Raw genomic sequence first — 15,080 nt, 5'->3', positions numbered from 1 at the left:
AGTTATGAGTTATGAGTTTTGTAAACTGTAAACTGTAACTGCAAACTAATTCTCTGCTTTAATCCAGTCGTATCCTTTTTCTTCAAGCTCGTAGGCCAATTCTTTTCCGCCAGATTTTACAATTTTTCCATTGTAAAGGACGTGTACGAAATCTGGAACGATATAATCTAATAAACGTTGGTAGTGTGTGATAACGATAATTGCGTTTTTGTCGCTTTTTAGTTTGTTAACACCATTAGCAACAATTCTTAATGCATCGATATCTAAACCTGAATCTGTTTCGTCAAGGATTGCTAGTTTTGGCTCCAACATTGCCATTTGAAAAATTTCATTACGTTTTTTCTCTCCACCAGAAAAACCTTCGTTAAGAGAACGTGATAAAAACTTACGGTCAATTTCTAATAATTCAGATTTCTCACGAATTACTTTCAGCATTTCGTTAGCCGGCATTTCCTCTTGTCCGTTTGCTTTACGAGTTTCGTTAATTGCAGTTCTCATGAAGTTTGTTACACTTACTCCAGGGATTTCTACAGGATATTGAAAAGAAAGAAAAACACCTTTATGTGCTCTTTCTTCTGGTGCTAAATCGGCTAAATCTTCTCCGTCAAGAAAAACTTCACCTTGTGTTACTTCGTAGTTTTCGTTTCCAGCAATTACTGCTGAAAGGGTACTTTTTCCAGAACCGTTTGGTCCCATGATGGCATGTACTTCGCCAGCTTTAACTTCTATGTTAATTCCTTTAAGAATTTCTTTATCGCCAATTGAGGCGTGAAGGTTTTTTATTGATAACATCTTTATTAATGTGTTTTTTCTTTTAATAATGCCCTTTTAAAGAAAGGATATTTAATATTTCGATTGTGTTTTCTTCGGTAATTCTATAGATTATTCTGTGTTCTTGATTTATTCTTCTTGACCATCTTCCAGATAATTGGTGTTTCAGTTGTTCCGGTTTTCCAATTCCTTCAAAAGGATGTAATTGAATATCTTTAATTAAAGCAGTGATTTTATTCATAATTGCTTTATTGCCGGATTTTTTCCAATATTCTCTGTCTTTTTGGGCCTTTTCGGAATAAATTACTTCCACAAGTCTTCCAGTTTTATTTTTACTCCTTTGCCTTCTTCGATGCTTTTTTCAGCATCCAAAATTTCTTTTACAAATTCAGGATTGTATGGTTTTTCTTCAATGATTTCAAAACCAAGAGACTTAGCTAATGATTTTAAAACAGGAAAATCTTTTTTCTTTACATTTTTTAAAATGACGTCCATAACTGATTGTTTTTTAATTTATCCTACAGAACCTTCCAAAGAAATTTCTAATAATTTTTGTGCTTCTACAGCAAATTCCATTGGCAATTTATTTAAAACGTCTTTGCTGAAACCATTTACGATTAATGCAATTGCTTTTTCAGTTGGAATTCCACGTTGGTTACAGTAAAAAACCTGGTCTTCACCAATTTTACTTGTTGTAGCTTCGTGTTCTATTTTTGCAGAAGGATTTTTGCTTTCAATATAAGGAAAAGTATGTGCACCGCAATTGTTACCCATTAAAAGGGAATCACATTGAGAAAAATTTCTAGCATTATCTGCTCGAGGGCTTATTTGTACTAATCCGCGGTAGCTATTTTGTGATTTTCCAGCCGAAATACCTTTAGAAATGATAGTCGATTTAGTGTTTTTTCCTAAATGAATCATTTTTGTTCCAGTATCTGCTTGTTGGTAGTTATTGGTAACAGCAATTGAATAAAATTCTCCTACTGAATTGTCACCTTTTAAAACGCAAGAAGGATATTTCCAAGTAACAGCAGAACCAGTTTCAACCTGAGTCCATGAAATTTTTGCGTTAGTTTCGCATAAACCTCTTTTGGTTACAAAATTAAAAACTCCACCTTTTCCTTCTTTATTTCCAGGATACCAGTTTTGTACAGTCGAGTATTTAATCTCGGCATCATCTAAAGCGATTAATTCTACAACAGCTGCGTGTAGTTGGTTTTCGTCACGACTTGGTGCTGTACAACCTTCAAGGTATGATACATAACTTCCTTCGTCTGCGATAACTAATGTTCTCTCGAATTGTCCAGTTCCAGCCTGGTTGATTCGGAAATAAGTTGAAAGTTCCATTGGGCAACGAACGCCTTTTGGAATATAACAGAAACTTCCGTCAGAGAAAACAGCTGAATTTAATGCCGCATAAAAGTTGTCTTTTTGAGGTACAACTGTTCCTAAATATTTACGAACTAATTCTGGATGTTCTTTAATTGCTTCTGAAATTGGGCAAAAAATAATACCTTTTTCTCCCAATGTTTTTTTGAAAGTAGTTGCAACAGAAACAGAATCGACAACAATATCCATAGCGACATTGTTCATCATTTTTTGTTCATCGACAGAGATTCCTAACTTTTTGTACATTTCTAAAAGTTCTGGATCTACATCGTCTAATGTTTTATTCGGATCTACTTGCTTAGGAGCAGAGTAATATGAAATGGCTTGAAAATCTGGTTTTTCGTAACGCACATTTGCCCATTCTGGTTCAATCATTTCTTTCCATGCACGAAAAGCTTCAATACGCCAATCGGTCATCCATTGAGGTTCTTCTTTTTTTAGAGAAATGGCACGAACAATATCTTCGTTTAGCCCAATAGGAAACGTTTCCGATTCTATATTTGTATAAAATCCGTATTCGTATTCTTTAGTTTCGAGTTCGATTTTTAAGTCGTCTTCTGTGTATTTGCTCATTGTTTTTTTATTGAAAGATTTAAAAATTGAAGGATTTAAATGTTAAAATCACTTACGCAATTTTTAAATCTTTAAATTTTGCAATCATTTAATTATTTATAGAGAAAAAGATTCTCCACAACCACAAGTTCTGCTTGCGTTTGGATTATTAAATACAAATCCTTTTCCGTTTAATCCACCTGAGAACTCTAATATTGTTCCAGCTAAATACAGAAATGATTTTTTCTCGACAGCAATAGTTATATCATTGTCTACAAATATTTTATCGTCGTCCCCTTTGGTTTTGTCAAATTTTAAATCATATGATAAACCGGAGCACCCACCACTTTTCACGCCTACTCTTACGTAGTCATGTGCGGCATCAAAACCATCGTCTTGCATCAAGTCGATAATTTTCTTTTTGGCAGTATCTGAAACCTTTATCATTGTTATATAGATTATTGTCTAAATTATTTGCAAAGATACTATATAAAAACCTTTTTCCATAACGGTTCACATTATTATAACAAATGTTAAAATAGATAAAGTCTATTTGATTTGATTTAATGCGAAAGGATTTTGTTAAATTGCAGGATTATTCAAAAAGTTTAAAGTTTTGATAATTTAAAGTGCTATTTAATAGTTTTTTTGAATATATCGTGATTTTGCTTTTTTGATGTCTAATTTTATAATAAAAAAAATAATGAAGTTATATCCTATAGAAACTGGAAATTTTAAGTTAGACGGAGGTGCTATGTTTGGCGTTGTGCCTAAAACTATTTGGAATAAAACCAATCCTGCCGATGCTAATAATTTAATAGATATCGGGGCAAGATGTTTACTTATTGAAGACGGAAACAAACTTATTTTAATAGATACCGGAATGGGTGATAAGCAAACTGAAAAGTTTTTTGGATATTATTCGCTTTGGGGAGGACATTCTATAGATAAATCATTGGCTCAATATGGTTTTCATCGAGATGATATTACTGATGTTTTTATGACGCATTTGCATTTTGACCATTGTGGTGGAAGTGTACAGTGGAACGCAAATAAAACAGGATATGAGCCAGCATTTAAAAATGCAAAATTCTGGAGTAACGAAAATCATTGGGAATGGGCAACGAATCCTAATGCTCGTGAGAAAGCTTCTTTTTTGTCTGAGAATATTTTGCCTATGCAGGAAAGTGGCCAATTGAATTTTATAAAAAGACCTGAAGGTGATTTTCTTTCAACGTCTGAACTTGGTTTTGGTATTTTCTTTGCTGATGGACATACCGAAAAACAAATGATTCCACATATTCAATATCAAGATAAGACGATTGTTTTTTGTGCTGATTTATTGGCTACAGCCGGACATATCCCGTTGCCGTATGTTATGGGTTATGATACGCGACCTTTGTTAACATTGCCTGAAAAATCAAAATTCCTTACTGCCGCAGCAGATAATAACTATTATTTGTTTTTGGAGCACGATGCACATAATCAGATCATAACTGTAGAACATACCGAAAAAGGTATTCGTCTTAAAGATGTTTTTACTTGCGAAGAGATTCTATAGAAGAAAATTAAAACATAAAAAATCCCATTTTCATTATATTGAAAATGGGATTTTTAGTTTAGTTAATTGTAATTATTAAAATTTTAGTTGGTTTTGAATTTCCAAACTTGTCCAATTGTTTCTCCTCCTTTATTGTCTTTTACGACAACTTTCCAGAAATATTGAGTTGAAGATTCAAGAGTAAGATCAAATGAAGTAGCACTTGTATTCTCGCTTATTTTTGCTGTAGGTGGATTTGTTCTTCCAAAATAAAGATCATAAGTTAGAACATCTGTTACGTCAACATCTGTCGCCTTCCATTTTAAAGTTGCAGTTGTTGTATTCAATACAGAATTAATAGCAGGCTGTACTAATTCAGGAGAAAACGGCAAATGATTCACTACAGCTTCACCAGTTGTGTACAGCTTATACGTAGGCGAATAAGTACTAGATAAACCTTTGCTGTTAGTAGCTTTTACTCTCCAGTAATATGCCGTGTTTTTATCTAAAGTTATTGAAGAATTATCAACTGTAACTTCGTTTGTTTTTACGATTTGAATAAACGTATTGTCTTTTGCTACCTGAATTTGATACGTTATAAGGTCTTTATTGACATCTGTAGAAAGTTTCCATTGAAACGAAACAGTATTGTCTACGCATAGTTTATTATCTGCCGGAAGGACTAATGCAGGTGCTGTTGGTGCTACATTTGCTTCGGGAGTAGGGTCTGAATCATCTCCGCTGCCGCCGCAAGCTGTGAATAAAAAACCAATGATGGATAGGTATATTAAATTCTTCATTTTTATTTTTTTATAATTTTAATGTATTCTGGAGTGTCTAAATAAATTTTTGCAGCATAAATTCCTGAAGGTTGATTTTCAAGATTCAATTGTGTTTTTCCGCTTTCGATAGAATATGTTTTAGTCGAAATTAATTGACCAGAGAAATTGTATAATTCTATTTTAACTTTGTCTTTAGTACTTGGAATTTCAATTGCTAAACTACCTGTAGTAGGATTGGGATAAGCCAATAAAATTTGTGGTTGGAAATCTGTAACTGAAATTTTTTTGGCAAAAACACCTTCACAAGCTTTTGCAGTAGCTACTTCTACTAAGGCATTTTTAGTAACATCTACAGAAAATGTTGCATCATTGGTTTGAAACTGTTCAGTGCCATCAACAAAAACTGTAAATGGTGCAGTTCCTGCTGTAATTTCTACATCGACTGTTTTAGATGTCATGCTTGATTTTCCTGTAATTGTAGCGCCTTTTGCAATAGTAAGAGTAAAGTTTTGCTCGAAAATCATCTCAGGAATCGTGATTTTGATTTTGTAAACACCCGGAGTTAAACTAGCTACTTTTAAACTATTGTTAGTAAAAGCGTATACTTTATCATTGATCGTTGCAGTATATGCAAATGAGTTTTTTGCAACAATGCTTATTTCTCCATTATTTTCACCAATACAAGATTCTCCTTTAGTTTCAACAGTAAAATTGTTAACGGGTAAAATTAATTCTCCGGCGCACTCCGTATTATAAGCTGCGAAAGTATCTTTTCTATTATACCAGTTGGTATTGGCATAGGTAATATCATCGACAAGAATACAATATAATTTTGGATTTGAATAAAGAGAGATATTACCGCTAGTTAATAATGTGTTTTTACCATTTTTTAAATTAAGGCTTGTTAACTGGTTATTATTAACAGTTAAAAAATTCAAAGTTGGGTTTTGAGATACATCAAATGTCTTTAAAATATTTTCTGATACTTTTATGACTTGTAAAAGAGTATTTTGTGAAACATCCAAACTTGATATTTGGTTAGATGCTACATCTATTGTAGCTAAATATTTATTGTTTGTAAGGTTTAGACTTTCCAATTTATTACTAACTGCGTATAAAGAAGTTAGTAATGTATTTTTAGAAATATCAATAGTGGATATTTTATTGTAATTAATGTATAATGCAGTTAAATTTGTGTTTTTAGAGATGTTTAGATCTGTAAATTCATTATTTGTAATAATCAAACTTTCTAATTTTATATTTTTAGAAACATCGATACTTGTTATCTTATTAAGAGAAGCGTCTAAACTTGTTAAATTAGTGTTTTTAGAAATTTCTATACTTGTTAATTGATTAAGAGAAGCATCTAAATTTATCAAATCATTGTTACTAGAAATGTCTAAAGTTGATAATTGGTTGTTTTTAAGAGATAAAGTTTTTAAAGAGACAAAATCCTGAATTCCTATTAAGCTTTTGATTCCCGAATTGTTTAAATCTAATTTTGTGATACTATTAATACTGGTTGTTGCTACTTTACCATTTTTACCGTCTTTATCAATTTGAAGTGCTATTAGTTTATCTTCAAAATTTGAATCAGGAATTAAGGTATAAAGTGTTATTACGGGGCAAGGGGTAGAAGAAAAAATGGCAGTAGTATCTTTTCTGTTTGACCAGTTTGTATTAGAAAAGGCAACATCGTCAACCTGAATACAAGTTAGATTTGGGTTATTTAAAAAGCCAGTGTTGTTAAGGTTTAAATTAACATTGTTTCCATTTTTTACGTTTAAATTGTTTAAATTGTTCTTAGAACAAACTAAATTATTCAGAGCTGTATTTTTAGAAACATCAAGAGTTGTTAGTTGATTACTATAACACCAAAAAATTTCTAAGGCTTTGTTATCAGAGATATCTATTATTTTTAATTGATTTTCATAAACATATAGCTCCTTTAAAGATTGATTTTTAGAAACATCAAGAGTTGTTATTTGATTGGTATAACAATGTAGTGCATTAAGATTTAGATTTTTTGTAACATTAAGGCTAGTCAATTGATTGTTAGCACACCAAAGATTATTCAAATTAGGATATTTTGAAAGATCAAGATCGGTTAATTTATTGTCATTTACATCTATTTTTTTCAAACTATTACTGTCAGGAAGGTTAATAGACGTTAGTTGGTTTTCAGAACAATAAATAAATTCTAAAGCGATGCTTTTAGAAAGATCGAGAGCTGTTAGATTATTTTTATATGCATATAGAGAAATTAAACTTTTATTTTGGGACAGATTAAGATCTGCTATTTGATTATTATCACAGATCACAGATTTTAAATTTAAATTTTTAGAAATGTCAAGAGTCTTTAATTTGTTTGAGCCACAATTAATGGAGATTAATTGGGTGTTTTCAGAAATATCGAGTGAGTTTAATTGATTATTATAACAGTCCAAACTTCTTAAATCTAAACTTTTAGAAACATTAAGAGTTGTTAAGCTATTGTCGCGAATACCAATATTCGTTAATTTTGTATTTTGACTTATATCTAATGTAGTTAATTCGTTTTTACTAATATATAAATGTGTCAATAGCGTATTTGCTCTAATATTTATGGCTTTTAATTTGTTTTGTACTGCATTTAGTGAGGTCAATTTGGTATTTGCAGAAAGATCTAATGTTGTTATTTGATTGATACTTATATCCAGATCCTTTAAGTCTTTAAATGCTTCAATTCCTGTTAAATCTTTAATAGCGCTATCCATTAAATTTAAACTAGTTAAAGATTGAATGTTTATAGTGGGTACTTTTCCATCTGGTTCTCCAGAGTCAAAGCTTAAAGAGATCAATTTTTTTTCAAAATTAAGATCAGGAATTAAAGTGTAAGGTGTACAATCTGTATTAAAACTTGCTTTTGGGTTTTTTTGGTTAGACCATCGCGCATTCGCCTCTTCTACATTATCAACCAGAATACATGCTAGATAAGGGTTGTAATCGAAGCGTATGGCTGAGCCAGGATTATAGAATAGGTTATTTGCTCCATTTTTGATATTTAGGCTGCTTAGCTCGTTGACAAAGGCAAGCATATTGGTCAGTTTATTATTTTTACTTAAATCAAGACTCGTTAACCAATTGTTATTACAGATTAGAGACTGCAGGTTCGTATTGGAAGACAAGTCGATATTTTGTACCCTATTGAAGCCAAAATCCAGACTTTGTAATGCTAATTGTTTAGAAACATTTATATTAGATATAAAATTGTTATAACATCTAATGGATGTAAGTGCTGTGTTATTAGAAAAATTTACCCCGAATATATTATTATTAGAGCATTCCAATACAAGTAATAATGGATTATTAGATATTTCCAGTGTGCTTAACTGATTATTATTACATTCTAAAGAGGTTAATGCGGTGTTTTTAGACACGTTTAATTTAGTTAATCGATTGTTTGCGCAATTCAAAGTTTTTAGAGAAACAAAAGCTTCAATCCCGGTAAGGTCTGAAATGGAGCTCTGTGACACATTCAGAGAGGTCAATGAAGCTACTTTGGTTGTGCGAATTTTTCCGTCGGCAACTCCTGAATCAATACCCTGGCTAATCAGTCTGTTTTCGAAATTAACATCAGGAATTAAGGTAAAATAATCTAAAAGTAAACAAGGACTTGAAGAAAAAGATGTTGTGATATCTTTTTTATCGAACCAATTTGTATTTGCTTTTGCTACGTCACTTACCTGAACGCAATACAAATCTGGATTTGATTTGAAAGAGACAGCATTGGTAAGTAAAGTGTTATTAGTAAGATTTAAAGTCGTTAATTTATTTGCGTCTAAAGATAAAGAAGTTAATGCTCGGTTGATTGATAAATCTAAACTTGTTATTAGATTTTCATTTAGATTTAAATAAGTTAATGCTTCACTATAGCCCGTCACTAATTTTTCGAATTTATTTTGACTGATATCAATACTTTGCAAAGAACGATTGTAAATCAAGTCAATTTTTGTTAATTGATTAGAAGAGCAGGACAGCGTTTTTAGAGCAGGATTACGGTCTAGATTCAGAGTAGTTATTTTATTTTGATTACAGCTTAAGGCTGTTAAATAGATGTTTTTGGTAATATTCAACGTGCTAAGTTGGTTTCCGTCACAGGATAAATTAGTTAAACTGTGAAAATCTTCAATACCAGTCAGATCAGTAATAGAACTATTTGAAACATTCAGGGAAGTTACCGAAGTAATATCTGCTGTTAGAACTTTGCCGTTCTCACCATCCTTGTCAATACCCAGAGCGATTAGTTTCTTTTCAAAATTGGCATCAGGAATTATGGTATAAGGGGAACAATATGTACTGTATTGTGCACCAGCCTTTACGCTAGCCCAGCGCACATTTGCCTCTTCTACATTGTCTACTTGAACGCATTTTAGATTAGGGCTTGCGAAGGTTAACGTAGAAAAAGAATCATTAAACAAATAATTTGTCCCGTTTTGGATATTGAAACTGATCAAACGATTGTCATGGGCTTGTACTCGATTGAGTTTGGTGTTTTTGCTTAGATCCAGATTTCTTAGTAAATTGGTATGGCACGCGAAGCGGTACAAATTAACATTAGAAGACACGTCGAGAGTTTCGATTTTATTGGTATCACAATAAAATTGCTCCAGCATTAACAGCTTAGAGACATTTAAAGTTGTAAGTTGATTGCTGGAGCAATAAATAGTTTTAAGTGCTGTATTATTTGTAAAATCAAGCGCCGTGAGTACATTTTGAGAACAGTCTAATGTTAGTAATAATGAATTATTAGATATATTAAGTGTGGTTAATAGATTGTTGCTGCATTCCAGAGAGGTTAGAGCAATGCTTTTAGATAGATTTAACTGTGTCAGTCGATTGGAGGAACATCTCAATTCTTTTAAAGCTGTAAAAGCTTCAATTCCGGTAAGGTCTGTGATGGCGCTTTTTTCAACATTTAAAAAAGTTAAAGAAGCTACTTTGGATGTCAGAACTCTTCCATCGGGAGCACCTGAATCAATGCCCAGACTAATCAGTTTGGTTTCAAAATTCACATCAGGAATGGAGGTGTACTGTTGCGCATAAATAGAAAAATTTGCTAGTAATAGCAATAAGAGTAGTTTTGTTTTCATAGATTGGTTTGAAAAGTTAGGTAATGCAATAATACAAATTAGAAATGGTTTCTTTTTTGATTTTATTCTATATTTTGTATCTTTTTTATGATAAAATTGTTAAGTATGTTTAGAATAAGTTTTAAATTTTTGCATATTTTAAAAATTACCTCAAAAAAATCCCATTTTCATTATATCGAAAAATGGGATTTTTAGTTTAGCTAATTATGGTTATTCTACGATAACTTTTTTAGCAGTATTTGCGCCTTCGCTTTCTAGATATACATAATAAATACCTTTTGGTAAACCGGCTAAATGAATTACATTATCGTTATTACCTGTACTAAAAGTTGTTGTTTTTATTAGCCTACCCAATGCATCATAAACTGTCGCTTTGTCTAGTAAAATATTATTTATGTGTAATTCTCCTTTTGTTGGGTTAGGATAAATTACAACTTTATCGAATATGGATTCTTCAACGCCTAAAGTTTTACAAGTGTTTGAATAAGTAGTTGTTGGTTCTTTTATGTTAAACCAATTTGCATTTGAATATTCTTCATTATCAACTTGAATGCATCCTAGTTTATTAAGACCAAGGAAGCTTGTACTAATACTTACTACTTTTTTTCCAGCTTTTGATGGGACGATAAGTTTTGTATTATTTCCGTTTCGCAGGTTTAATGAAATTAATGGATTGTTTACAATGTATATGATTTTAAGATTGGTGTTTTTTGATAAATCCAAAGTGGTAATTTGGTTAGAAGACGCATTAAGTGTTTCTAAAAGTAGATTTTGATTTAGGTTTAAAGTACTTATTTGGTTATTGCTACAATCTAAATCTGTTAATGAGGTGAAATTTTCGATACCAGCTAAATTTGAAATATTACTATTTGAAAGATTTAAAGAGGTAACTGAGGTTATATCTGCAATTGTTATTTTTCCGTTTAAACCATCAGTATCAATTCCTAAATCAATTAATTTTTGTTCAAAATTATTGTCAGGTAGTAGTATGTATTTTGGAGAGCAATCGGTGTTGAAACTGGCCGCAGCGTCTTTTTTACTTGACCAATTTGCATTAGAATAAGCAACATCGTCTACTTGAATACAAGTTAAATTTGGATTGTAAATTAATTCCAAATTAGAACTTTTTAAAAGAGTATTCTTTCCGTTTTTTAAATTCAGACTTTTTAATAGTAAGTTTTCACTACAAGTGAAATGTGTTAAAGCAATATTTTTTGAAAGATCTAAATTGGTTAATTGGTTAACAGTACAATATAATTCTGTTAAGGCAACATTTTTAGAAACATTTAAATTTGTTAATTGATTGGTTGCTACTGATAAAACATTTAGAGAAATGTTCTTTTCAACATCTAAACTAGTTAATTGATTGCCATTGCAATTTAAATATGTTAAAGCAGTATTGTTGGTAACATCTAGAGATGTTAGTTTATTGGTACTGCATTGTAAATATGTTAAAGCAGTATTTTTAGAAACATTCAGATTTGCTAGTACGTTATTGGAGCTACAATATAAAGTTGTTAAAGCAATGTTGCTAGAGGCATCTAAACTGGTTAATTGATTGCTATCGCAGCTTAACGTTTTTAAATTAGTGTTATTAGAAATATTCAAATTTTTTAGTTTATTACTGCTACAATTTAAAAATGTTAAAGCAGTATTCTTAGAAACATTTAAATTTGATAAGGAATTAGCTCTGCAATTAAGGACCTGTAAAGCTGCAAAGCTTTCAATTCCAGTTAAATCTGTTATTTGGCTGGCAGAGACGTCTAAGGAAGTTAAAGATGAAATGTTTGCTGTCACTACTTTTCCATTAATAGGACCAGAATCATAACCTAAGGCAATCAACTTTTTCTCAAAGTTTGCGTCTGGGATTAATGTGTAAAAATTGCTTGTGTCACCAGACTCATATAAAGCCATGATTTCTGTTGGAGTTAAAACACGATTCCAAATTCCAATATCATCTATTTTGCCTTTGAAGCTTTCATCGGTAGTATCGCCAAGAATTCTTTGTCCTATCTTGAAAGTATTGCCTGTAGTGTTTAAAGTTATGAAGTTTTCAGATGCAAATTCGCCATTAATAAATAATGAAGCTTTATTTCCATCGTATGTAAGTGTGTAGAAATACCAATCATTGTTTGAATAATCAAAGTTGTTTACATAAAAAGAGCCGTCAGTAAAAACAGGGCCATTTACTACATTGAGATATCCTTTTGAGTAAACAGAAAGAGAAAGTCTTTGTGTTTTTGCTAAAGCACCATAGTTAAAAATACAAATTTCATATTTGTCTGGGGCTGTAAAGGCATTATTCGTCTTGAACCATCCCGAAATTGTTCTAGGAGAATTGTTTTGAGGAATATTAGTTATTAGAGCATCAATATTACTGCTGACACCATTAAAAGAGTAGGCTGTATTGGCAACTCCAAAACGATCGGTAGTTAGAGTAACATCGGTAGGATTTCCGTTGCTTCCACTTCCGCTAGTATCATTTGCATTACCATTAAAAGGGAAATAAGCAAGTAATCCATCTTTAGGCACGTATGTTGGGACAGTAGAAGTTTGAGCGTAAGTTGAGGAAAATGCTGATAAAACAAGTAAGAGTAGTTTTTTAATCATAATTTTAACTATTTGAATTAGAATATACAATAATACAAATTACAAATGATTTCGTGTTAAAATTTTATTCTTCCGATTGTAATCAGATTCAATATTTCTATTTGTTATTAGAATGTTTATATTATTTTCTATAAAATTTAAAGGAGATGTAATTTTTTATAGATGTAGTAATTTGAATTGTTTTTTAAAAATAAGTTTTTATTTACTTTTCTTTTTTATTTTGTAGTATTTGTTTGTATTTTAGCTCAAATACAGCGGATGCCGAAAAGCTAATGAGTAGGTGAAAAAATAAATTGCTAGATTATGAATTTAAACGATTTTATTGAAAAAACTAATGATTTGGGTGTAGTAGCACTTGAATGTAATAATTTGAAAGAAGTTAACGGAGGAATTGGTGGGCCAGCCTCAAGGAGAATTCCATACGAAGTTACTGCTGAAGATGTATATCTAATGACTTATCAAGAAATAATGTCATAGGGTAGTATTTAAGTATTTTTATTAAAACCGAGTTTAAAAAACTCGGTTTTTTTATATAAGGTTATTATGTAAATAATCATAATTGACTGTTAAGGATTGGTATATTGTAGCAAAAATCCATAATTTAGGCCCATATTTTAACTTTTATTATATTATAGACACATGAGTCATATAAAACCTTTTACTTTATCAGCTTGGGTAATACTTGCTTTGGCTGGTAGTGCTACAGTGCAAGCACAAGTTTCAACTTCTAAAGAAACCATTACAGCGCCTTTAGTTATTGTCAAAAAAGCCCCACTTTCTGAAAATGATTTAAAAAGATGGAGTCATCTGGATTTAGTAAAAGATACTGTTCCTGGAATGAGTGTTGATAAAGCGTATGCTGAATTACTAAAAGATAAAAAAGGAATTAAGGTAATTGTAGGTATTGTTGATTCGGGTGTAGATATTGATCACGAGGATTTACAAGGGAAAATCTGGACCAATGCAAAAGAAATTCCTGGTAACGGAATCGATGATGACAAGAATGGTTTTATAGATGATGTTCATGGTTGGAACTTTCTTGGTGATGCTGTAAACGAGAATACAGAAATGACCCGTATTGTAAAGAAAGGGGATGATGGTTCTGCTGATTATAAAAATGCGTTAGAACAGTATAATGAAAAATACGAGAAAGCTTTAAAAGAAAAACAGATGATTGATTTTTATTTGGATGCAAATAAAACAATAAAAGATTTTTTAAAGAAAGATAAATATACACTTGAAGATCTTAGTGCTATTACATCGGTTGATCGAGCTGTAATTAGAAGTAAGGATGTAATGACTCAAATTTTAACTAATGCAGGTCCTGATTTTGAAATTAGCTTAGAAGAATATAGGGAATATGTTTATGATCAGTTAAATTATAATTTGAACAAAGAATTTGATGGTCGTAAAATTGTAGGAGATAACCCTGAGGATATTAAAGATACTCGTTATGGTAATAATAATGTTGCAGGACCAGATAAAGAAAAAGCATTACACGGAACTCACGTAGCTGGTATTGTAGCTCAGGTTCGTCATAACAATTTAGGCGGAGATGGAGTTGCTGATAATGTTGAAATCATGACAGTAAGAGCTGTTCCTGATGGAGATGAGTACGATAAAGATATTGCATTGGCAATACGTTATGCGGTAGATAATGGAGCAAAAGTAATCAACGGAAGTTTCGGAAAAAGCTTTTCTCCTCATAAAAAATGGGTTTATGATGCTATAAAATATGCTGCTAAAAAAGATGTTTTAATTGTGCACGCAGCTGGAAATGATGGGTATAATATAGATATTAACAAAAACATCAATTACCCAAATGACTCAGAAGACAATGTAAAAGAATTTGCAAATAATTTAATTACTATTGGTGCGATAAATAAAGTATATGAAGAGAATGTAATTGCAAGTTTTTCTAATTTTGGAAAGTTAAATGTTGATGTTTATGCTCCAGGAGAAGAAATCTATGCGACGATCCCAAATAATAAATATAAATATTTACAAGGAACATCAATGGCAGCTCCAAATGCTGCAGGAGTTGCGGCTTTAATTCGTTCTTATTATCCAAAATTAAAAGCTTCACAAGTAAAACAGATATTAATGGATTCTGGTGTTTTACTTCCGTCGATGGTAGTTTTGGGCGAAAACCCAAATCCAGACCAAAAGCCAGTAGCAGTTTCATCAACAGAGTCGTCAAAAACGGCTAAAATGGTAAATGCTTATAATGCGTTATTGATGGCAGAAAAAATGTCAAAAAAATAAATTGTAAAGAATATTAATCCGATGGAAGGGTGGCAACCC

11 protein-coding genes are annotated in these 15,080 nt (G+C 31.4%); 3 read left to right on the top strand and 8 right to left on the bottom strand.

Annotation, left to right across the window (positions count from 1 at the left end; all coding sequences use genetic code 11):
* Positions 1-45: 45 nt before the first annotated feature.
* From sufC to IW20_RS02530, 5 genes are all read right to left on the bottom strand, one after another.
* A complete protein-coding gene (gene sufC, locus IW20_RS02550) occupies positions 46-792 on the bottom strand; it encodes a Fe-S cluster assembly ATPase SufC (protein WP_035618340.1) in 747 nt (248 codons plus the stop codon).
* 22 nt (positions 793-814) lie between these two features.
* Positions 815-1,084, bottom strand: coding sequence for a Txe/YoeB family addiction module toxin (locus IW20_RS02545; protein ID WP_035618337.1), 270 nt, complete (start codon positions 1,082-1,084; stop codon positions 815-817).
* Complete coding sequence (locus IW20_RS02540) at positions 1,075-1,266, bottom strand: DUF2683 family protein (RefSeq protein WP_035618334.1); 192 nt, start codon at positions 1,264-1,266, stop codon at positions 1,075-1,077. Before IW20_RS02540 ends, IW20_RS02545 begins: the two co-directional genes overlap by 10 nt.
* A gap of 18 nt (positions 1,267-1,284) precedes the next feature.
* The gene (sufB, locus tag IW20_RS02535) at positions 1,285-2,733 is read right to left on the bottom strand and encodes a Fe-S cluster assembly protein SufB (RefSeq protein WP_035618331.1); all 1,449 of its coding nucleotides are present in this window, start codon (positions 2,731-2,733) and stop codon (positions 1,285-1,287) included.
* Between the two features lie 96 nt (positions 2,734-2,829).
* Complete coding sequence (locus IW20_RS02530; RefSeq protein ID WP_035618328.1) at positions 2,830-3,159, bottom strand: HesB/IscA family protein; 330 nt, start codon at positions 3,157-3,159, stop codon at positions 2,830-2,832.
* A 256-nt stretch (positions 3,160-3,415) separates the two neighbouring features.
* Here IW20_RS02530 and IW20_RS02525 point away from each other — a divergent pair, with 256 nt between their 5' ends.
* Positions 3,416-4,273, top strand: coding sequence for an MBL fold metallo-hydrolase (locus tag IW20_RS02525; RefSeq protein WP_035618797.1), 858 nt, complete (start codon positions 3,416-3,418; stop codon positions 4,271-4,273).
* Between the two features lie 83 nt (positions 4,274-4,356).
* Here the strand turns inward: IW20_RS02525 and IW20_RS02520 are convergent, their stop codons facing one another.
* The 3 genes from IW20_RS02520 to IW20_RS25250 all read right to left on the bottom strand — a co-directional run bounded on the left by IW20_RS02520 (position 4,357) and on the right by IW20_RS25250 (position 12,776).
* Positions 4,357-5,052, bottom strand: coding sequence for a glycoside hydrolase family 78 protein (locus IW20_RS02520; RefSeq protein ID WP_035618325.1), 696 nt, complete (start codon positions 5,050-5,052; stop codon positions 4,357-4,359).
* Between the two features lie 2 nt (positions 5,053-5,054).
* Entirely contained in the window at positions 5,055-10,166 is a 5,112-nt protein-coding gene (locus tag IW20_RS25255) for a T9SS type A sorting domain-containing protein (protein WP_051885498.1), read from the bottom strand.
* Positions 10,167-10,376: 210 nt separating this feature from the next.
* A complete protein-coding gene (locus IW20_RS25250; protein ID WP_051885497.1) occupies positions 10,377-12,776 on the bottom strand; it encodes a LamG-like jellyroll fold domain-containing protein in 2,400 nt (799 codons plus the stop codon).
* Positions 12,777-13,079: 303 nt separating this feature from the next.
* Here IW20_RS25250 and IW20_RS26160 point away from each other — a divergent pair, with 303 nt between their 5' ends.
* Positions 13,080-13,253: a hypothetical protein gene (locus tag IW20_RS26160; protein WP_165571400.1), complete on the top strand. Its 174-nt coding sequence runs from the start codon at positions 13,080-13,082 to the stop codon at positions 13,251-13,253.
* A gap of 162 nt (positions 13,254-13,415) precedes the next feature.
* Complete coding sequence (locus IW20_RS02505) at positions 13,416-15,041, top strand: S8 family peptidase (RefSeq protein WP_035618322.1); 1,626 nt, start codon at positions 13,416-13,418, stop codon at positions 15,039-15,041.
* The last annotated feature ends 39 nt before the right edge of the window (positions 15,042-15,080 follow it).

Source organism: Flavobacterium hydatis (assembly GCF_000737695.1).
GTDB classification, from domain to species: Bacteria; Bacteroidota; Bacteroidia; order Flavobacteriales; family Flavobacteriaceae; genus Flavobacterium; species Flavobacterium hydatis.
Note: the sequence above shows the minus strand (reverse complement) of the source record. Positions and strands in the feature narration are given on the sequence as shown.

Coding starts and splice junctions, on each gene's coding strand:
- IW20_RS02530 (WP_035618328.1), bottom strand. CDS start 3,159: ATGATAAAGGTTTCAGATACTGCCAAAAAGAAAATTATCGACTTGATG.
- IW20_RS02540 (WP_035618334.1), bottom strand. CDS start 1,266: ATGGACGTCATTTTAAAAAATGTAAAGAAAAAAGATTTTCCTGTTTTA.
- IW20_RS02505 (WP_035618322.1), top strand. CDS start 13,416: ATGAGTCATATAAAACCTTTTACTTTATCAGCTTGGGTAATACTTGCT.
- IW20_RS02520 (WP_035618325.1), bottom strand. CDS start 5,052: ATGAAGAATTTAATATACCTATCCATCATTGGTTTTTTATTCACAGCT.
- IW20_RS26160 (WP_165571400.1), top strand. CDS start 13,080: ATGAATTTAAACGATTTTATTGAAAAAACTAATGATTTGGGTGTAGTA.
- IW20_RS25250 (WP_051885497.1), bottom strand. CDS start 12,776: ATGATTAAAAAACTACTCTTACTTGTTTTATCAGCATTTTCCTCAACT.
- sufB (WP_035618331.1), bottom strand. CDS start 2,733: ATGAGCAAATACACAGAAGACGACTTAAAAATCGAACTCGAAACTAAA.
- IW20_RS25255 (WP_051885498.1), bottom strand. CDS start 10,166: ATGAAAACAAAACTACTCTTATTGCTATTACTAGCAAATTTTTCTATT.
- sufC (WP_035618340.1), bottom strand. CDS start 792: ATGTTATCAATAAAAAACCTTCACGCCTCAATTGGCGATAAAGAAATT.
- IW20_RS02525 (WP_035618797.1), top strand. CDS start 3,416: ATGAAGTTATATCCTATAGAAACTGGAAATTTTAAGTTAGACGGAGGT.